This is a genomic window from Devosia sp. A16, assembly GCF_001402915.1.
Lineage (GTDB): Bacteria > Pseudomonadota > Alphaproteobacteria > Rhizobiales > Devosiaceae > Devosia_A.
The window spans coordinates 88,042-107,989 of sequence record NZ_CP012945.1 but is presented as its reverse complement, the minus strand read 5'-3'; the positions used below and the strand labels follow the sequence as shown (position 1 = coordinate 107,989).

Genomic DNA, 19,948 nt, shown 5'->3' with positions numbered 1-19,948 from the left:
CGGGCACGGTCCAAGGTGGGGCAGTGCCCCGGCCATCCACAAAATGGCCACGTTAATTGGCTTCCGTCGGGCGATGGGGACGGGGGCAAGTTGAAGGACAGCAGCCCATGAAACTCGATGGCAAGGTGAAGGGCGGATTGGCTTGGGCCGGTCTGGTCGTCATTCTCGCGGTGCCCGCCGCGAACATGGTCGTCGGCAACCAGACCAGCGGTACAGCCAATAGCGTAACGACGTCCGATGCCGGCGCAGGCAAGCCCCTGTTGAAGGTTCCGGCCGCGGCGACGCCTGCCGCGACCGACCCCATCCAGACGGCGAGCGCCACCACCAGCGAGGATCCGGTCGACAAGCTGCTGTCGAAGGGCAAGAAGCTGCCCTCCTATATTTCCGACGGCGACAGCGCCGCGCCGACCAAGCCCAGCGCATCGACGACGGACAAGCCTGCCGCGCCGGTGAAACTGAAGCCGATCTCGCCGACCACCCCGATCAAGGCGCCGACCGAAGTGGCGACCCTCGCCCCGACCGAGACACCGCCGGTGCCGCTGCCGCGCGATGCGCGGCCCAAGGCCACGGCCGTGGCATCGCTGCCGGCCGCCGAAAAACCGCTGATCGTCGACGAGAAGAAGATCAAGCCGGCCGGCAACACTCCCGTCGAGCCGTTTCCTCTCAGCGATGGCAATGTCGTTACCGGCGACCAGCTCGAGGAATGGGATTCCGGTTCGCTGGCCGACTACCTGGAGCGCAAAGGCCTGCTGTCGGAAACCTCCGCCGAAGACAGCTACGATCCGGATGGGTTCTTCCTCGACGAGGGACCGAACAGGAAGAAGCGGCCGGTGGCCGAGGAAGATTTCTTCCTGTTCTGATCTTGCGGCCGCCCGCCGGGCGGCCGAAACGTCATCAGAGCGCTGCTGGAAAGGCCAGAGATCTTTCCGAGCGCCGAAAATCAAGACTGGAAGCGTTTCGCCGCCTCGTCGCGGCGGAATGCGTGAAGGGGCCGACGATGCAATCCGCCGCATGTCTTCTGGCTATCAAATTCCCGTTCGGCGGCTATTGTGCGCCCAGATCGGAGAGCCACATGTCGGTCTGGCAACGCCTTAGCGCCTTTATCGGATCGGCCTCGGAGCGTACGGGGCTGGTCGGTTCGATCATCAACGCGCTCGATCCCGATACCTGGCTGCCGGGCGGCCGCGATGCCGCGTTCACGCTGGCGCTGATCGCGCTGTCGGCCAAGATGGCGGTGTCTGACGGCGTCGTCACCGCCTCGGAACTGCGGGCGTTCCAGCGCACGGTGGAGATTCCGCCGGGCATCGAGGAGCAGGTCGACAAGCTGTTCAAGCTGGCTCAGCAGGATGTAGCTGGCTACGAGGCCTATGCCAGAAAGGTGCGCCGCTTCTTCATCGACAGCCCGGAGACGCTGGAGCATGTGCTCGACAGCCTGTTTTTCATCGCCTCGGCCGACGGAATGATCCACGAGGCCGAGCTCGATTACCTGAAGAACGTCAGCGACATCTTCGGTTTCGACGATGCGCGCTTCGAACAGTTGACCTCGCAGCATGTGCTGTTCGATCGTGGCGCCGACCCCTATATGGTGCTCGGCCTCGCACCGAGCGCCGAGCCCGATGAGGTGAAGCGCGTCTACCGGCTGCTGGTCGCCGAGCATCATCCGGACCGGTTGATCGCCAAGGGCGTGCCTGAGGAACTGATCGACGTGGCGACCGCCCGCATGGCGGCGATCAACAACGCCTATAGCCAGATCATGAAGCGCGCCGCCTGACGGCGCGCAACCCGACTGTGCGCTTGACTGGACCTCGTCCCGCACCCCATATGCGCCTCGCCAGTTGACCGGGTGGCCGCTCCTGTTTCCGTGGGAGAGGAAAGTCCGGGCTCCATCGAAATACGGTGACGGCTAACGGCCGCCGGGGGCGACCCCAGGGAAAGTGCCACAGAAAGCAAACCGCCTCGCGTTCGCGCGCGGTAAGGATGAAAGGGTGCGGTAAGAGCGCACCGCGGACCTGGCAACAGGGACGGCACGGCAAACCCCACCGGGAGCAAGACCAAATAGGGATGACGCGGGGTTCGCCCCAGCCGGTTTTCGAGGCCTGTCATCCGGGTTGGTTGCATGAGGCCGGCAGCAATGCCGGTCAAAGATGAATGGTCACCACGTCAGCGCCGTGAGGCGCCGGCCCTACAGAACCCGGCTTATAGGTCAACTGGCATTTCTCTCTTCAACTGCAGCGCATGCGCCGACATAGGGCGAGCTAGGCACCGCCTGGCGTGATCGATCGGGTACTTTGCCGGTCACGGTCTAGCCTCCTCCACCGGCTGTCATCCCTGCGAAGGCAGGGACCCAACTCACCCCCCGTGCCAGCTGATGGTTGGGTCCCAGCTTTCGCTGGGATGACACCGAGTTTGGGGAGCAGCTGGCGCATCCCATCGAGGCAGCAGGTTTCCATGAAGGTCCCATATTCCGGACGTCATGTATGAAAAACTTGACACCGTGTCCGCTTCATCTTACACGCCTCTCATCAAGCCAGAGCATGGGAGGCCAGGATGAGCTACAAGGAATGGGAAGCGGTGGTGAACATCATCGCGGCGCTGGTGATCGGAGCCTGGGTGCTCTTCGAGGCATTGACCAACCCGCCGGTAACCGTCGAGGCAGCGGCCGGCCGGCTGCTCTGGGCTATACTCTTCGGGGTGCTGTTCACCATCGCAGCGATGATCACCATGTCGATCCTGGTCTCGATCGCGCGGCGCGCGGAGTTCAGGGATGAGAAGGCGGACGAACGCGACAAGCTGGTGGGCCTGCGCGCCATGCGCAACGGTTATGTCGTCGCGTCGATCGCCGGCATCGGCTGCCTGCTCACGCTAGCCTTCAGCGCCAATCCGGCCGAGGCCGCCTACATCCTGTTCTTCGGGCTGATGCTGGCCGGCGTGGTCGATGCCGCCTCGCGCCTCGTCTACTACCGCATCGGCTGACGGCCATGGGCAAGGGACAGGCGCGGATCGACAACACCATCCGCACTTTGCGTTTCAACGCCGGGGAGATGACCCAGGCGGCGCTCGCCGAGAAGGTGGGGGTGACCCGCCAGACCATCGTCGCCATGGAGCAGGGGCGTTATTCACCCTCGCTGGAGGTTGCCTTCCGGGTGGCGCGCGCCTTCGGGGTGCCGCTCGAACAGGTGTTCCAGTATCGCGGCGAGGGCGTGTGATGCTCGCCGCGCTGGTCGACCGCTACGGTCCGCCCGAGGTGCTGGTCATCCGCGAGGTGCCGGCGCCTGAGCCCGGACCGGAACAGGTGCTGGTGCAGATCCATGCCAGTGTGGTGACGCCCTCCGATGTGGCGTTCCGCAATGGCGAGCTGTGGATTGCCCGGCTGTTCTCCGGCCCGTTCAAGCCGCGCCTGCCGATACTCGGCGACGCCTTCGCCGGGACGGTCGTCCGCGTCGGCGCCGGCGTCACCCGCTTTGCGGTCGGCGACCGAGTCGCCGGTTCCACCGGGCCGGAGCTCGGCGCGCATGCCCAGTTCGCTGCCGTCGACCAGCACGGGGCCATCGTCAAGCTGCCGGAGGCCGCTGCGTTCGGCGCCGCGGCCGGCGTCTGCGACGGCGGGCTCACCGCATTGCCGTTCCTGCGCGACCACGGACGGGTTGAGCCGGGCCAGCACGTCCTGATCAATGGCGCCTCGGGCAGCATCGGCTCCACCGCGGTGCAATTGGCGCGGGCCATGGGCGCCGTGGTGACCGGCGTCACCAGCACCGGCAATCTCGCGCTGGTCCGATCGCTCGGCGCCGATCGGGTCATCGACTATACGGCCGAGGACTTCACAGCCGCCGATGCGGCATATGACGTGATCTTCGATACCGTCGGCAAATCGAGCTTTGCGCGCTGCCACCACGCGCTGAAGCCGGATGGCATCTATCTGTCGCCGACGCCGATACTGTCGACCTCGATGCTACGAAAGACCGGCCGCCGCGCGCGCTTTGCGGCGACCGGCCTGCGCAAGCCCGCCGATAAAGCGGCCGACCTGATCCGGCTGTTCGACTGGGTGCGGACGGGCAAACTGCGCATCGTGGTCGAGGGCGAATATCGGCTGGCCGACATCGCAGCGGCGCATGCCCGGGTGGAGAGCGGCCACAAGGTCGGGGCCATCGTGGTGAACATGTCCGTAACCTCAATGGAACCTTAACCTCCCCGCCTCAAAGTGCGCCGATACCCATCCGGGTGATTTCGGGTACCGGCGCTGCCGGCGTGGAGTTCGAGCGGGAATGAGTGAGCCCAAGGGCAGCGAAGGCCAGGCGCCGCATGTGCCGGTGCTGCTGGCCGAGGTGCTCGATGCGCTGGCCCCGCTCGAGGGCGCCCGCATCCTCGATGGCACATTCGGGGCAGGGGGCTATTCGCGCGCCCTGCTGGAGGCCGGGGCATCGGTGGTGGCGCTCGACCGCGACCCGTCGGTGATGCCGCATGCCGAGCGACTCGCCGCCGATTTTCCGAGTCGTTTCAAGTTCGTGCCCGGCACCTTTTCCAACCTGGATGAGCTCGCAGGCGGTCCGGTCGACGGCGTGGTGCTCGATATCGGCGTTTCCTCCATGCAGCTCGACCAGGCGCAGCGCGGCTTCTCGTTCATGCAGGAAGGTCCGCTCGACATGCGGATGTCCTCGGCGGGCGAGTCGGCGGCGGACCTGGTGAACACGCTCGACGAGGCAGACCTGGCCAACCTGCTGTTCGCCTTCGGCGAGGAGCGCAAGTCGCGCCGCATCGCCAGCGCGGTCGTCGCGGCGCGCGCCACGGCGCCGATCGCCACCACGACGCAGTTGGCGCGACTTATCGAAAAAACCATCGGCCGCAAACCCGGCGACGCGCATCCGGCGACCCGTAGTTTCCAGGCCCTGCGCATCGCGGTGAACGGTGAGTTCGACCAGTTGGTCGAGGGGCTGTTCGCCAGCGAGCGGCTGCTGGGCGAGGGCGGGCGGCTCGCGGTCGTCACCTTTCACTCGCTCGAGGATCGCATCGTCAAGCGCTTCTTCGATCCCGAAAAAGGCGCTCCGACGCAGTCGCGCCACCTGCCGCAGGTAGTGCAGGAGGCGCCGCGCTGGGCCCGGGCCGGCAAGGCGCTCAAGGCATCGCCCGCCGAACTCGGCCGTAACCCGCGTTCCCGCTCGGCCACTCTGCGGGCTGGTCTCAGGACTGCGGCGCCGGCGCGGGCCATCAGCTATGCCGGGCTTGGCGTGCCGCTGTCGCGAGGTGTCGCATGATCAAGATGCTCAACGCCGTCATGGTCTGTACCAGCCTGGTCGGTCTGGTCGGCGTCTATGGCCTGAAATACTCGGTGGAAGACATCGCCGGCTCCAAGGTGCGGCTGGAGCGCAAGATCGAGCGGCAGGAAGGTGATCTCAGCCTGCTCAAGGCCGACTGGTCCTATCTGAACCAGCCCGCCCATGTCGCCCCGATCGTGGCGCGCCACCAGGAGGCGCTGGCGCTGGTGCCCACGTCGCAGGAGCAGTTCGGCGGCATGGCCAACCTGCCGATGCGACCCGCAGCACCCGATCCCGCAGCGCTCGACGCGTTGCTTTCCTCGCTTGATGCGGGCATCGACCCGATCGAACAGCTGATCGAGGCCAACTAGATGGCGATCATCACCGAAGGCGCCGAAACCATTTCGCTCGACGGCGGGCGGAAGTCGCGCGGCAATCTCACCAAGGCCCGCATACGCTGGGTCATCGTCGCCCTGGTGCTGGTGTTCGGCACCGTCGGCGGCCGGCTGATCCAGCTCGGCGTCACGGTGACGGATTCTGCCATCGAGGGGGTGGCGCGCGACGTCATCACTGCGAGCCGCCCGCCGATTCTCGATCGCAATGGGCTCGAGATGGCGGTCGATATCCGCGTGCCGTCGATGTTCGCCGAGCCGCGCCGCATCATCGATGTCGAAGAGGCGGTGCAGAAACTCAGGACCGTGCTGCCCGACCTCAACGAGGATTGGCTGCGCAAGCGCCTGACCGGCGACAAGGGCTTCGTGTGGGTCAAGCGCGAGCTGACCCCGGCCATCGAGGCGAAGATCTTCCAGCTCGGCATTCCGGGCATCGAGTTCGTCACCGAGAGCAAGCGCTTCTACCCCTCGGGTCAGGAGGCGTCGCACATCCTGGGCTCGGTCAATATCGACAACCAGGGCACCATGGGCATCGAGAAGCACATGGACGACGACAGCCTCGCCATGCTGCAGTCGATCGGCCTCGCCCGCGGCAACGAGATGACGCCGGTCAGCCTGTCGGTCGACCTCAGGGTGCAGCACGTCATGTACGAGCAGCTGCAGGATGCGCTGGTCCGCTACAAGGCGGTGGCGGCGGCCGGCGTAATGCTGGACATCAAGACCGGCGAGGTGATCGCGCTGGCGTCGCTGCCGGATTTCGACCCCAACAACCCCTCGACGCTGTTCCAGGACTATAACGGGGTGAAGAACGACCGCTTCAACCGCATCACTTCAGGCATCTACGAGCTTGGGTCGACCTTCAAGACGGTGACGCTCGCCGGCGCGCTCGACAGCGGCAAGGTGCGGATCACCGACAAGTTCGATGCCCGTTTCGGCGTGCGCTTCGGCCGCTTCACCATCGACGATTTCCACGGCAAGCACCGGGTGCTCAGCCTGCCGGAAGTGTACAAGTACTCGTCCAACATCGGCACCATCAAGATCATGCAGCAGCTGGGCAAGGACGAGTTCCGGGCCTTCCTCAGCAAGATCGGCATGGACAAGCCGGTGCCGTTCGAACTGCCGGAGATGCGCAAGCCGAAGGTGCCGGAGAAATTCTCCGAGATCGTCGCGGCGACCTCGAGCTTCGGCCACGGCCTGTCGGTGTCGCCGCTGCACATGGCCCGCGCCGTCGCCGCCTTCGTCAATGACGGCTATATGGTGCCTCCCACCATGTACAAGCGCAGCGAGGCCGAGGCCCGCAAGCTCTATGAGCCGGTGATCTCGCCCGCGACCAGCGCCGAAGTGCGCTACCTGATGCGCCTCAACGCCATCGGCGCGGGCGGTTCCGGCTCGCGCATGAACAAGATCGCCAACGGCTATCGGGCCGGCGGCAAGACCGGCACCGCCGAAAAGGTGGTCAATGGCCGCTACTCCTCGAACGTCAACTTCAACGTCTTCGCCTCGGCCTTCCCGCTCGACAATCCGCGCTATGCCATGGTGATCATCGTCGACGAACCCAAGGCCGAGAATGCCCAGTCGGGCGTCACGGCCGGCTGGAACGCCGGCGAGGTCAGCGGCCGCATCATCCAGCGGGCCGCGCCGATGCTGGGAATCAGCCCCGACTTCAGCGCAATGTTGGATGAAAACCTTGTTCCACCCGAACTCCGCTGAAGCCATTCGAGAAGCAAGCGTGCCCTTCGCGCTCACAGAACTGCTGAAAGGGGCAGGAGCCCCATCCGTCCCTGCCATCCAGGTCGAAGGCATCAACTCCGACAGCCGCGCCATCGGCCCTGGCGAAGCGTTCTTCGCGCTGCCGGGCACCCGCGTGCATGGCGATGGTTTCGCCGCGCAGGCGGTCGGGCGCGGCGCCAGCGTCATGATCAGCGATCGGCGGCCGGAAGCCGACCCGGGTATCCCGGTCGTGCTGGTCGAGGATGTGCGCGCCGCCTACGCGCAGGCCGCGGCGCGGCAGTTCGCGCCGCAGCCGGGCGTGTCGGTCGCGGTTACCGGCACCAACGGCAAGTCATCGATCGTCTCGTTCGTCCGCCAGATCTGGGATGCCTGCGGTATTGCCGCGGCGAGCCTCGGCACCGTCGGGGTCGAGACCCGCGCCGGCATCCGGCCGCGCGAACTCACCACCTCGGATGCGCTGTCGCTGCATCGCGACCTCGCCGAACTGCGCGCCGAAGGCATCGACCACGTGGCGATGGAAGCCTCCAGCCAGGGGCTCGACCAGCGACGCGTCGACGGGCTGCGCTTCAGTGCCGTGGCCTTCACCAATCTCAGCCGCGATCATCTCGACTACCACCACGACATGGAGACCTATCGCGACGCCAAGCTGCGGCTGTTCACCGAGCTGATCGCCGAGGGCGGCGCGGCGGTGGTCAATGTCGACGATCCCGAGCACATGCCGTTCCTGTTTGCCGCGCTCGATCGCGGCGCGACGCTGATGACGGTGGGCAAGGAGGGGGCGTTCCTCGAGCTGACCGACATCCGCAACGAGGGCTATGGCCAGCGGGTGCACGGCCGCATGGTCGGCGAACCCGTGAGCTTCCGTCTGCCGCTCACCGGGGCGTTCCAGGTCAGCAATGCGGCGGTGGCGCTGGCGCTGGCCGTCGCCACCGGGGCGCCGGCCGAGCAGGCGGTCAAGGCGCTGGAACACCTCAAGGGCGCCAAGGGGCGGCTCGAGCTCGTCGCCGAGTACAATGGCGCGGCGATCTTCGTCGACTATTCGCACAAGCCGGTGGCACTGGAGACGGCGCTCGGCTCGCTCAGACCCTATGCGAGCGGCAAGCTTCGCCTGGTGTTCGGCTGCGGCGGCGACCGCGACAAGGGCAAGCGTCCGATCATGGGCGAGGTGGCCGAGCGCATGGCGGACGACGTCATCGTCACCGACGACAATCCGCGCACCGAGGATGCGGCGACGATCCGCGCCGAGGTTCTCGCCGCGGTGCCCAAGGCGCTGGAAGTCGGCGACCGCCGGAAAGCTATCGAGACGGCGATATCACGTCTCGAACCAGGCGACGTGCTGCTGATTGCAGGCAAGGGCCACGAGGACTATCAGATCATCGGCACCACCAAGCACCACTTCTCCGACCACGAAGTGGTGCTGGAGACGCTGAAAGGACTCTAGCGCCGATGCGACCACTCTGGACCGTCGCCGAGGTCGTCAAAGCCACCGGCGGCCGGCCCGAAGGCCTGTCGGAAGGCCCGATCTCCTCGATCTCGATCGATTCGCGCGACATCGCGCCCGAAGCACTGTTCGTCGCCATTCGCGGCGACGTGCATGACGGGCATGATTTCGTCGACAAGGCGCTGGCGGCCGGAGCAACGGCGGCGCTGGTGTCGGAGGCTTATCATGCGGCGCATGGCGGCAAGAACCTGATCGTCGTCCTGGATCCGCTGAAGGCGCTCGAACAGCTCGGTATCGCGGCGCGAGCCCGCAATCGCGGACAGATCATCGCGGTGACCGGCAGCGCCGGCAAGACCACGACCAAGGAGGCGATCCGCACCGTGCTCGCCGCCTATGGCGAGACGCATTACTCGATCAAGAGCTTCAACAATCACTGGGGCGTGCCGCTGATGCTGGCGCGCCTGCCGCGCGAAGCGCAGTTCGGCGTGTTCGAGATCGGCATGAACCATGCCGGCGAGATCACGCCGCTGGTGCGGATGGTGCGTCCGCATGTGGCAGTGATCACCACCGTCGCGGCGGCGCACCTCGAGTTCTTCAATTCGGTGGCCGACATCGCGGCGGCCAAGGCCGAGATCTTTCTGGGACTCGAGCCGGGCGGCACGGCGCTGCTCAACGCCGACCACGATTACCTCCACATCCTCTTCGCCCATGCGCGCGCCGCCGGCGTCGCCAAGGTGGTGACCTATGGCTTCGACGAGAGCGCCGACTGGCATATCGGCCGGGTCGAGAGCTCCGCCTCGACAACGCTGGCCGAGGTCACGCACGGCGCCGACCGCTATGACCTTCGCCTCGAGGTGCCGGGTCGCCATATGGTGGCCAATGCGGTGGCGGCGCTCGCTGTGGCGCAGATCTCTGGTGAAGGTACAGGCGCCGCTCTGGCCGCGCTGGCGAAGTTCGGCGCGCCCGAGGGCAGGGGACTCACCGTGCGACTCGGCCCAAGCGCCAAGCCGCTGCTGCTGGTGGACGAAAGCTACAACGCCAACGTCGCTTCGATGACTGCCGCGATGGACCTCTACAGCTCCGTCCGGCCGCCCGATGGCCGCAAGTTCCTGGTGCTGGGCGATATGCTGGAAATGGGGCCGCAGGGCCCGCAACTCCATGCCGGGCTCGCCAATGCCGTACTGAAGACCGGGGCGAGCGAAATCTACCTCGTCGGGACGGCCATGCGCTCGCTGGCCGACGAGCTTCGGCATCGGGCCGAAAGCGATCGCGACATCCCCGGTGTGACGCATATGCCGACCGCCGAAGAGATCAGTGATACCGTTCTCTCGGCGCTTGCCTACGGCGACGCAGTTATGGTCAAAGGGTCGAAAGGCGTCCGCCTGTCACCTCTGGTGCAGAAGATCCGCGAGCGCTTCCAGAACGCCTAGCGCTTTCAGTCCGACGGGTGGGACACCGACAGCATGCTGTATTTCCTCGGGCAGTTGGGCGAGAGCCTCGCCGCCTTCAATGTGTTCCGCTACATCACCTTCAGGACGGCCGGCGCGGTGATGACCGCGCTGTTCTTCGTGTTCCTATTCGGTCCAGGCATGATCGCCGCGTTGCGCATCCGCCAGGGCAAGGGCCAGCCGATCCGCGAGGACGGCCCCGCCGGCCACCTCCTGACCAAAAAGGGCACGCCCACCATGGGCGGGCTGATGATCCTGTCGGCGGCGGTTATCTCCATCCTTCTATGGTCGAACCTCTCGAACGGCTATGTCTGGGTGGTGCTGGGCGTCACGGTTTCATTCGGCGCCATCGGGCTTTACGACGATTACCTCAAGGTCAAGCGTATGTCGCATGCCGGCTTCTCCGGCCGGCAGCGACTGATCCTCGAGGCCATCATCGGCGCCGTGGCCTGCTACTTCATCTCGGTGCTGGGCGATCCGGCGACCTCCACGTCGCTGTTCTTCCCGTTCGTCAAGGGGCTGGCCATCAACCTCGGCTGGTTCTTCGTGCTGTTCGGCGCCTTCGTCGTCGTCGCCGCGGGCAACTCGGTGAACCTCACCGATGGGCTCGATGGCCTTGCCATCGTGCCGGTGATGGTGGCGGCGGCCTGTTTCGGCCTCATCGCCTATCTCGTCGGCTCGGCCACCTTCTCGGAATATCTGTTCCTCAATCCGGTGCCCGGCACGGCCGAGCTTTCGGTGGTCTGCGGCGCCCTGATCGGCGCGGGCCTGGGGTTCCTGTGGTTCAATGCGCCGCCGGCGCAGATCTTCATGGGCGATACAGGCTCGCTGGCGCTGGGCGGCGCGCTGGGCGCCATCGCGGTCGCCACCAAGCACGAGATCGTCCTTGCCATCATCGGCGGGCTGTTCGTGCTCGAGGCGGTGTCAGTGATCGTGCAGGTCGTCTCGTTCAAGCTCACCGGCAAGCGCGTGTTCAAGATGGCGCCGATCCACCATCATTTCGAGATGATGGGCTGGACCGAAAGCCAGGTGGTGATCCGGTTCTGGATCATCAGCTTCGTTCTGGCGCTGATCGGGCTGAGCTCGCTGAAGCTGCGGTAAGCGTGTTCGCTAGCGGAGTGGAGGCGGCGCGGCGCCTGTGGACGTCCGCTCCGCCAAGTTGCGCTACTGGTCCCGCTCGCCTCTCCGCCATCGTGGCTTTCCCCTCATCCGGCGCTACGCGCCACCTTCTCCCCGTCGGGGAGAAGAATCCGTAGAGCGCGGCGATCACCTCTCTTCCTCTCCCCGTCGGGGAGAGGGTGGATCGGCCGTCAGGCCGAGACGGGTGAGGGGTGGGGGCACAGAGTCTCTACCAACCTCCTAGCCGCGTTGTCACCTTTCTCGCTCCCAGACACCCGACTCGCAAAACGCGAGCCTCGTTGCGAACTTGGTAACCAACCCGGCGCTACAATTTGCATCTAGTTGTGCGTACGGGAGGCCGTCCGGTTGCGGCGGCGTCGTCAATGTTTTCACGCGAGCGCAAGACCCCCATTGCCGAGTGGTGGTGGACGATCGACAAGTCGCTGCTGGCGGGGCTGATCCTGCTGCTGCTGGTCGGCGTGCTGCTGAGCTTTGCCGCGAGCCCGCCGGTGGCGGAGCGCCTGGGGCTCGGTCCCTGGCACTTCATCATCCGCCAGGCGATCTTTGCGGCGCTGGCCGTGCCGGTGATGATCGCGACGTCGCTGCTGCCGCATCGGGCGGCGCGCATCGCGGCGCTCGGCGTGCTGGTGGTCTCGATCATCCTGTTGTGGCTGACGCTGCGCTTCGGTGTCGAGGTGAAGGGCGCCAAGCGCTGGGTGTCGATCGCCGGCAATACCGTGCAGCCCTCCGAGTTCGTGAAGCCGGCCTTCGCCGTCATCGGGGCGTGGCTGTTCTCCGAGAGCATGAAGCGGCCGGGCATACCGGCGCGGATCATCGCGACCCTGATCATGCTGTCGATCGTCGCCGGACTGCTGCTGCAGCCCGATATCGGGCAGACGGCGCTGATCCTCGCCACCTGGGGCGTGCTGCTGTTCCTTTCCGGGATCTCGTGGTTCGTGATCTTCGGGCTCGGCGCCGCCGGGGTAGGTCTGCTGTTCGCCGCCTACATGTTCTTTCCGCACTTCGCCAAGCGCATCGACAGCTTCGTCAACCCGGAAGGCGGTAACACCTATCAGGTCGACAAGGCGCTCAACTCGTTGCTCGAGGGCGGCTGGTTCGGCCGCGGCCCGGGTGAATCGCTGGCCAAGAAGGTCATCCCCGACGCCCATGCCGACTATGTGTTCTCGGCGGCGGCAGGTGAGTTCGGCATCCTGTTCTGCCTCTGCCTCGTGGCGCTGATCGGCTTCATCGTGGTCAAGGCGCTGATCGGCGCACAGCAGCAATCGAGCCTGTTCGCACGCCTCGCCGCGTCGACCCTCGCCATCCAGTTCGGGCTGCAATGCTCGATCAACCTGGCGGTGAACCTCAACCTCATTCCGCCCAAGGGCATGACGCTGCCGTTCGTCTCCTATGGCGGCACCTCGATGCTGGCTATCGCCTTCGCCATGGGCCTGATGCTCGCCCTGACCCGCAAGAAGCCGGAAGAGCGCCTCGCGACCGGGCTTCCCGTCTATCGCAGCGGAGTGCTATCCCCCGCCGAATGAGCAGATTCGTCCTTATGGCCGGCGGTACGGGAGGCCATCTCTTCCCGGCAATGGCGTTGGCGCAGGAACTGCGCCGGCGTGGTCACGACATCCAACTGATGACCGATCATCGGGTCGCCTCCTACGGCGACGGCTTTCCCGCCAGCGCCACCCATATCGTGCCGTCGGCGACGCCCTCGGTGCGCGACCCGGTGCGGTTCGTCACGGCCGGCCTCAAGATCCTGGGCGGCATCGGCGTCGCCCATGGCACGCTGGGGCGGGTGAAGCCCGACGCAGTGATCGGCTTCGGCGGCTATCCGGTGTTCCCACCGTTCGTTGCGGCGAGCCTGCGGGGGATCCCGGGCATCCTGCATGAGCAGAACGCGGTGATGGGACGCGCCAACCGGGCGCTGGCGAAGCGGGCGAAGCTGATCGCGCTGAGCTTTGCGCGCACCCTCAAGGCCGAGGCCTTTGCCGACAAGTCCGTGCTGGTCGGCAATCCGGTGCGCGATCGGGTGCGCAACGTCGCCAAGGTGCCGTATCCCGATCTCGAGCCAGGCGGCTCGATCCGGCTCCTGGTATTCGGCGGCAGCCAGGGCGCCCGGGTGTTCGCCGACCTAGTGCCGCCGGCCATTGCCGAGCTGCCGTCCGAGATTCGCGCCCGCCTGCGGGTGGTGCAGCAGTGCCGGGCCGAGGATCTCGACCGGGTGGCCGAGACCTACCGGCAGGCCAAGGTGAATGTCGAGCTGGCCGCGTTTTTCGACGATCTGCCCGAACGCATGGCCGCCTCGCATCTCGTCGTCTCGCGCTCCGGCGCTTCGACCATAGCCGAACTCACCGCCATCGGGCGGCCGGCCATCCTCGTGCCGCTGCCCGGCGCGATCGACGCCGACCAGAAGAACAACGCGCTGGTGATGGAGGCGGCTGGCGGCGGCTGGATCGCCGAGCAGGCCACGCTTACGCCACTATCGCTTGGCACTCGCTTGGCATCACTTCTGGGTGACCGGGATGTGCTGCAGCGGGCCGCCGCCGCCGCCAGGCTGCTGGGTCAGCCCGACGCCGTCACCAAGCTCGCCGACGCGGCCGAACGCCTCGCGGCCAAGGGGAACAAACCAACATGAAGATGCCGCGCAATATCGGACCGGTGCACTTCGTCGGCATCGGCGGCATCGGCATGAGCGGCATTGCCGAGATTCTGCACAACCAGGGCTACAAGGTCCGCGGCTCGGACAGCGCCGAGAACCCCAATGTGCAGCGCTTGCGCAAGATGGGCATCGAGGTGGAGATCGGCCAGAGCGCCGAGAACCTCAAGGACGCTGCCGTCGTCGTGATCTCCTCGGCGATCAAGAAGGGTAACCCCGAGCTGGCTGCCGCGCGGGCGCGCGGCCTGCCGGTGGTGCGCCGCGCCGAGATGCTGGCCGAGATCATGCGGTTCAAGAATGCCATCGCCATCGGCGGCACGCACGGCAAGACCACCACCACGACGCTGGTGGCGACCCTGCTCGATGCGGCGAACTACGACCCCACCGTGATCAATGGCGGCATCATCAACGCCTATGGCACTAATGCCCGCCTCGGCGACGGCGAATGGATGGTGGTCGAAGCCGACGAATCCGACGGCACTTTCGTCAAGCTGCCGGCCGACGTCGCGATCGTCACCAATGTCGATCCCGAGCATCTCGACTATTACGGCGACTTCGACAAGGTGAAGCAGGCCTTCATCAACTTCGTTGAGAACGTGCCGTTTTATGGCTTTGCCGTGATGTGCCTCGACCACCCCGAAGTCCAGGCGCTGGTCGGCCAGATTCGCGATCGCCGTGTCATCACCTATGGCCGCAACCCGCAGGCCGACGTGCGGCTGGTCGATCTCGAGAACCGCGACGGAGTGCAGCATTTCTCGGTCGAGATCCGCGACCGCATCCGCATGACGCACCTCAGGATCGATGGGCTCGAGCTGCCGATGCCGGGCGAGCACAATGCCCTCAACGCCACGGCGGCAATCGCCGTCGCCGACCAGCTCAAGGTGCCGGCGGAGGCGATCCGCAAGGGGCTGAAGAACTTCTCGGGCGTGAAGCGGCGGTTCACCAAGACCGGCACCGTCGGCGGCATCACCGTCATCGACGACTATGGCCACCACCCGGTGGAGATCGGCGCGGTGCTGAAGGCGGCCCGGCAATCGACCCGGCGCGACGTCATCGCCGTGGTGCAGCCGCATCGCTATTCGCGCGTCCACGACCTGTTCAACGAGTTCGCCACCTGTTTCAACGACGCCGACACGGTGATCGTGGCGCCGATCTATGCGGCCGGCGAAGCGCCGATCGATGGGGTGACGCACGAGGAACTGGTGGCGCGCATCCGGGCGCGCGGTCATCGCGACGCCCGGGTCATCGACCGGCCGGAAGCCCTCGCGCCGCTGATCGCCTCGCGCGCGGCCGAAGGCGACTATGTGGTCATGCTGGGCGCCGGCAACATCACGCAGTGGGCGGCGTCGCTGCCGGCCGAACTTGGCGCCCTGATCGGCAAGGAGCCTGAGCTCACATGAACGTGCACGTGCCGCAGTGGCCTGACCTGATTCCGACGTTCGGCAACTGGACCGCCGAGGTGCGCGGCCAGTTGATCCCCAACCAGCCCCTCGACGAGATGACGACGCTGCGGGTAGGGGGCCCGGCCCAGCTGTTCTTCCGCCCGGTCGACGAAGACGACCTGGCCTTCTTCCTGAAACACCTGCCGGCCGAGATCCGCGTCACGGTGATCGGGCTCGGCTCGAACCTTCTGATCCGCGACGGCGGCCTCGATGGCGTGGTGATCCGACTGCCGGCCAAGGGCTTCGGCGCCATCGACATCCTCGACGGGCATCGGGTGCGCGCCGGCGCGGCGGTGCCGGACGTGAAAGTGGCGACCGCTTCGGCCGAGGCGGGCATCGACGGGCTGTGGTTCTACCGCGGCATCCCCGGCGGCATCGGCGGGGCGCTCTACATGAATGCCGGCTGCTACGGCACCGAGACGCGCAACCGTATGGTCGAGCTGCGCGCCGTGACCCGGCAGGGCGAGATCATCACGCTCAGCAACGCCGAGATGGGCTATCTCTACCGCAAGTCGAACGGGCCGCGCGGCGCGGTGTTCACCTCGGCGGTCTACCAGGGGTTTGCCGGTGACCCCGAGAAGATCCTCACCGAGATGCGCACCGTCACCGAACGGCGCGAGAGCACGCAGCCGACCCGCGCCAGGACCGCCGGCTCGACCTTCAAGAACCCCGAGGGGCATTCGAGCTGGAAGGTGATCGACGAGGCCGGCGGCCGCGGCTTCACCTTCGGTCGCGCCCAGATGAGCGAGATGCACTCCAACTTCCTCATCAACATGGGCGAAGCCGATGCGTTCGAGGTCGAGACCGTCGGCGAGACGATCCGCCAGAAGGTGCGCGACAAGCACGGCATCGAGCTCAAATGGGAAGTGCGCCGCATGGGGCATTTCCTGCCCGGGCGGGAGGTCCGCGAGTTCATGGACGGGGCGCCGTTCACGGGAGCCGTTTAGTGCTGACTGATAGAGACGGCCCCCTCCCATCCTCCCCCACAAGGGGGGAGGTGCCGCATCGTGCCATAGGCAATTTCTCGCCAAGCCCCCAACTCTTCACCTCCCCCTTTATGGGGGAGGCCGGGAGGGGGCCGTCTCGGCTTCAACCTGACTTTGGAAAGCAGCCGCAATGACCAAGCACGTCGCAGTCCTGATGGGCGGCATTTCGAATGAACGCCCGGTGTCGATTTCCTCGGGCACCGAATGTGCGCGGGCGTTGCGCAATGCCGGCTACAACGTCACCGAGGTCGACGTCGGCTATGACGTCGCCGAGGTGCTGCGCGAGCTGAAGCCCGACGTCGCCTTCAATGCACTGCATGGCCGCTATGGCGAGGATGGCACGATCCAGGGCGTGCTCGAATTCCTGCGCATTCCCTATACGCACTCGGGCGTCCTGGCTTCGGCGCTGGCGATGGACAAGCACCAGGCCAAGATCATGTTCAAGGCGGCCGGCATCCCGGTCACCGACCATACCATCGCCAACCGCGCCGAGGTCGCCCGCGCCCACGTCATGGCGCCTCCTTATGTGGTGAAGCCGATCTCGGATGGCTCGAGCTTCGGGGTGTTCATCGTCAAGGCCGACCAGTCGCATCCGCCGCAGGAGCTGCTGCGCGAGGATTGGAAGTCCGGCGAAGAGGTGATGGTCGAGCGCTATATCCCCGGTCGGGAGCTCACCTGTGCGGTGATGGGCGACGTGGCGCTCGGGGTGACCGAGATCGTCACCGACCTCAGCTTCTACAATTATGAGGCAAAGTACGTCAAAGGCGGCTCCCGCCACGTCATTCCCGCGGAAATTCAACCGAAAATTTACGACAAAGTGCAGAAGATGGCGCTTAAGGCGCATGCTGCGCTTGGGTGCCGGGGCGTGTCGCGGAGTGACTTCCGCTACAACGACCAGGCAGGGCCGGACGGCGAGCTCGTCTGCCTCGAGATCAACACCCAGCCAGGCATGACCGAAACGTCACTGGTTCCCGAACAGGCCCGCCATGCCGGCCACTCGTTCGAGGAGCTGGTTGCCTGGATGGTGGAGGATGCGAGTTGCAACAGGTAGGGGCCAAGAGTTTCGCCAACGCCCAGCCTGTCGATCCTCGCTATTTCCCCGTTCCCCTGCCGCGTCCCAGCCGTCGCGCCCTGGTCAAGGCCAGCCATGTCTGGGTGCTGCACAAGCAGATTATCCTTCGCAGTTTCGGCGCTCTCTTCGCACTGCTGCTGGCCTTCGGCGTCTACCAGGCGCGCGACGTCATCGGCGCGGCCGGCCTCACCGCCTATCGGTTCGTCCAGGGTGAGTTCGCCCAGGCCGGTTTCGGCATCGACGCCATCGAGATCAGCGGCCAGACGCTGACCGACGACAAGGACATCATTACCCTGCTGACGGTGGGGACAGGCAACTCGACGCTGACCTTCGATGCGCAGAAGGCGCAGGCGCGGCTCGAGTGGCTGCGCGCCGTCAAGTCGGCGACCGTCCGCAAGGTCTATCCCAACAAGGTCATCGTCTCGATCGTCGAGAAGGTGCCGGTGGTGCGCTGGCGGGTGGGCGATACCACCTGGCTGATCGACGAGGCCGGCAGGAAGATCGGCACCGACATCAGCTCGTATACCGATCTGCCGCTGGTGATCGGGGAGGGGGCTGCCGACGATGCCGTGGCGATGGTGCGCATCCTCAGCCGCCACCAGGCGCTGCAGAACCAGCTTGCCGCCCTGAGCCGGATCGGCGACCGCCGCTGGGACCTGATCTATCGCAACGGCCTCAGGGTGCAGCTGCCGGAAACCGGCGTCGCGCAGGCGCTCGACCAGCTCGACATGTACCAGGCCGACTACGCCCTGCTCGATCGCGACGTGACGCTGATCGACCTCAGGGTGCAGGGCATCGTGACGCTGAAGCCGGGTGAAATCGCCGCGGCCCAGATCGCCGAAGCCAAGGGCAAGAAGCCGGCCAAGAAGCCCTCCGGCCCCGTCGCCAGTTCCACCGCCTCCGCCCCTGCCGCTGCCGGGGCTCCCGCCGTTGTCGCTCCCGTCGTGCCTGTAACCCGGACTCAGTAAGACCATGATGACCGATGCCCTGACCGCGCGGCTCAAGCCAGTTCAGCCGGGCCGTACCTCCCTGGTGACGGTGCTGGACATCGGCTCGACCAAGATCTGCTGCGTGATCGCACGGCTGGTGCCGCGCACGGAAGGCAAGTCGCTGCGCGGCCGCACCCACAATGTCGAGGTGATCGGCTTCGGCTACGGTCCGTCGTCAGGCATCAAGAGCGGCGTCATCACCGATCTCGACAAGGCCGAGCAGGCCGTGCGCACCGTGGTCGGCATTGCCGAGCGCTCCGCCGGCGTCACCGTGCAGTCGGTGATCGTCAACGTCACCGCCGGACGGCTCGGGTCCGAGACGTTCTCGGCGGGCGTCAACCTGGGTGGCCAGGAAGTGGAACGGGCCGACATCCAGCGGGTGCTGCGCGCGGTGAACGAGCGGTCGGTCCGCCCGGAACGCTCGATCATCCATGCGCTGCCGATCGGCTATGCGCTCGACGGCCAGAAGGGGATCAAGGACCCCAAGAACATGGTCGGCGAGAAGCTGTCGATCGACGTCGCGGTGATCTCCGCCGAGACGCTGGCGATGCGCAATATCGAGCTGGTGCTGCACCGTTGCCACCTGCAGATCGAGGCGCTGATGGCGACGCCTTATGCGTCCGGCCTCGCGACCCTCGTCGACGACGAGAGCTCGCTGGGCGTCGCCTGCATCGACTTCGGCGGCGCCACCACCACGGTATCGGTATTCTCGGACGGCCAGTTGGTCTACGCCGATGCCATAGCCATCGGCGGGCACCACCTGACCCTCGATATCGCGCGCCACCTGTCGGTAGGAATCGCGGACGCGGAGCGGTTGAAGACCATGTACGGCTCGGTGCTGCCGGCGCAGACCGACGAGCGCGACATGATCGCCATCACGCCGGTGGGCGCCACCCGCGACGAAGCGCCGGGCCAGATTCCGCGCTCGCACATCACCCGCATCATCCGTCCGCGCGTCGAGGAAGTGCTGACTGCCATCAAGGATCGCATGCAGGCGACCGGCATGATGGACATCTGCGGCCGCCGATTCGTGCTGACAGGTGGAGCCAGCGAGCTCACCGGGCTGCCGGAAGTTGCGCGCCGGGTGCTGGCCCGCAACGTCCGCAACGGTCGGCCGATGGGAATCGCCGGTTTGCCGGAGATGGCCAAGGGGCCGGCATTCGCCACGGTTGCCGGCATGCTGATCTACCCCCAGGTCTGTGCGCAGGAATATGTGGAGCCGCATCGCTCGGTGCGCCTCACCGGCACCGACGGCTACTTCGCGCGCGTCGGCAACTGGCTACGCACCAGCTTCTGAGTCTGGCTCACGTCTTCCGTCCGGGCGGATGCCGGACCAACCCGGCGCCTGCCGCGCGATGATGCGGGGCCGCTGGGGCGCGCCCGGGATGACGGCGTGAGAATCGGAGCAGGGGCA

General features: G+C 66.3%; 18 protein-coding genes and 1 other RNA gene. All 19 read left to right on the top strand.

The annotated features are described in order from the left end of the window. Positions 1 to 107 precede the first annotated feature (107 nt). The 19 genes from APS40_RS00485 (at position 108) to ftsA (ending at position 19,831) form a co-directional block, all read left to right on the top strand. Positions 108 to 860 carry a hypothetical protein gene (locus tag APS40_RS00485; RefSeq protein ID WP_055045195.1) on the top strand — a complete coding sequence of 251 codons (753 nt, stop codon included), beginning with the start codon at positions 108 to 110 and terminating at the stop codon, positions 858 to 860. A gap of 212 nt (positions 861 to 1,072) precedes the next feature. Next, the gene (locus APS40_RS00480) at positions 1,073 to 1,771 is read left to right on the top strand and encodes a J domain-containing protein (RefSeq protein ID WP_055045194.1); all 699 of its coding nucleotides are present in this window, start codon (positions 1,073 to 1,075) and stop codon (positions 1,769 to 1,771) included. A gap of 60 nt (positions 1,772 to 1,831) precedes the next feature. Further along, positions 1,832 to 2,215, top strand: an RNA gene (gene rnpB / locus APS40_RS24315) — RNase P RNA component class A. A gap of 332 nt (positions 2,216 to 2,547) precedes the next feature. Continuing rightward, positions 2,548 to 2,973 (top strand): hypothetical protein, encoded by a 426-nt coding sequence (locus tag APS40_RS00475; protein ID WP_055045193.1) that lies wholly within the window; start codon positions 2,548 to 2,550, stop codon positions 2,971 to 2,973. A gap of 5 nt (positions 2,974 to 2,978) precedes the next feature. Beyond that, a complete protein-coding gene (locus tag APS40_RS00470; protein ID WP_055045192.1) occupies positions 2,979 to 3,206 on the top strand; it encodes a helix-turn-helix transcriptional regulator in 228 nt (75 codons plus the stop codon). Next, positions 3,206 to 4,183 (top strand): NAD(P)-dependent alcohol dehydrogenase, encoded by a 978-nt coding sequence (locus APS40_RS00465; RefSeq protein WP_055045191.1) that lies wholly within the window; start codon positions 3,206 to 3,208, stop codon positions 4,181 to 4,183. Before APS40_RS00470 ends, APS40_RS00465 begins: the two co-directional genes overlap by 1 nt. A 79-nt stretch (positions 4,184 to 4,262) precedes the next feature. Beyond that, a complete protein-coding gene (gene rsmH / locus APS40_RS00460; protein ID WP_055045190.1) occupies positions 4,263 to 5,249 on the top strand; it encodes a 16S rRNA (cytosine(1402)-N(4))-methyltransferase RsmH in 987 nt (328 codons plus the stop codon). Beyond that, entirely contained in the window at positions 5,246 to 5,620 is a 375-nt protein-coding gene (gene ftsL / locus APS40_RS00455; RefSeq protein WP_055045189.1) for a cell division protein FtsL, read from the top strand. Before rsmH ends, ftsL begins: the two co-directional genes overlap by 4 nt. Next, complete coding sequence (locus APS40_RS00450; RefSeq protein ID WP_055045188.1) at positions 5,621 to 7,351, top strand: peptidoglycan D,D-transpeptidase FtsI family protein; 1,731 nt, start codon at positions 5,621 to 5,623, stop codon at positions 7,349 to 7,351. Positions 7,352 to 7,370: 19 nt separating this feature from the next. Further along, positions 7,371 to 8,813: a UDP-N-acetylmuramoyl-L-alanyl-D-glutamate--2,6-diaminopimelate ligase gene (locus APS40_RS00445; protein WP_055045187.1), complete on the top strand. Its 1,443-nt coding sequence runs from the start codon at positions 7,371 to 7,373 to the stop codon at positions 8,811 to 8,813. Between the two features lie 5 nt (positions 8,814 to 8,818). Then, positions 8,819 to 10,243, top strand: a complete 1,425-nt coding sequence (locus APS40_RS00440; protein ID WP_055045186.1) for a UDP-N-acetylmuramoyl-tripeptide--D-alanyl-D-alanine ligase — start codon at positions 8,819 to 8,821, stop codon at positions 10,241 to 10,243. A 33-nt stretch (positions 10,244 to 10,276) separates the two neighbouring features. Continuing rightward, positions 10,277 to 11,362, top strand: coding sequence for a phospho-N-acetylmuramoyl-pentapeptide-transferase (gene mraY, locus APS40_RS00435; RefSeq protein WP_055045185.1), 1,086 nt, complete (start codon positions 10,277 to 10,279; stop codon positions 11,360 to 11,362). A gap of 401 nt (positions 11,363 to 11,763) precedes the next feature. Continuing rightward, a complete protein-coding gene (locus tag APS40_RS00430) occupies positions 11,764 to 12,924 on the top strand; it encodes an FtsW/RodA/SpoVE family cell cycle protein (RefSeq protein ID WP_055045184.1) in 1,161 nt (386 codons plus the stop codon). After that, entirely contained in the window at positions 12,921 to 14,024 is a 1,104-nt protein-coding gene (gene murG / locus APS40_RS00425; RefSeq protein WP_055045183.1) for an undecaprenyldiphospho-muramoylpentapeptide beta-N-acetylglucosaminyltransferase, read from the top strand. Before APS40_RS00430 ends, murG begins: the two co-directional genes overlap by 4 nt. Continuing rightward, positions 14,021 to 15,445 carry a UDP-N-acetylmuramate--L-alanine ligase gene (murC, locus tag APS40_RS00420; RefSeq protein WP_055045182.1) on the top strand — a complete coding sequence of 475 codons (1,425 nt, stop codon included), beginning with the start codon at positions 14,021 to 14,023 and terminating at the stop codon, positions 15,443 to 15,445. Before murG ends, murC begins: the two co-directional genes overlap by 4 nt. Then, positions 15,442 to 16,434 carry a UDP-N-acetylmuramate dehydrogenase gene (gene murB, locus APS40_RS00415; RefSeq protein ID WP_055045181.1) on the top strand — a complete coding sequence of 331 codons (993 nt, stop codon included), beginning with the start codon at positions 15,442 to 15,444 and terminating at the stop codon, positions 16,432 to 16,434. Before murC ends, murB begins: the two co-directional genes overlap by 4 nt. Before the next feature lie 169 nt (positions 16,435 to 16,603). Further along, on the top strand, positions 16,604 to 17,524 hold the full coding sequence (locus APS40_RS00410; RefSeq protein WP_055045180.1) for a D-alanine--D-alanine ligase: 921 nt from the start codon (positions 16,604 to 16,606) through the stop codon (positions 17,522 to 17,524). Continuing rightward, positions 17,512 to 18,513, top strand: a complete 1,002-nt coding sequence (locus APS40_RS00405; protein ID WP_055045179.1) for a cell division protein FtsQ/DivIB — start codon at positions 17,512 to 17,514, stop codon at positions 18,511 to 18,513. The genes APS40_RS00410 and APS40_RS00405 overlap by 13 nt, the downstream gene beginning before the upstream one ends. 4 nt (positions 18,514 to 18,517) lie before the next feature. Continuing rightward, positions 18,518 to 19,831: a cell division protein FtsA gene (gene ftsA / locus APS40_RS00400; RefSeq protein WP_055045178.1), complete on the top strand. Its 1,314-nt coding sequence runs from the start codon at positions 18,518 to 18,520 to the stop codon at positions 19,829 to 19,831. Positions 19,832 to 19,948: the final 117 nt, after the last annotated feature.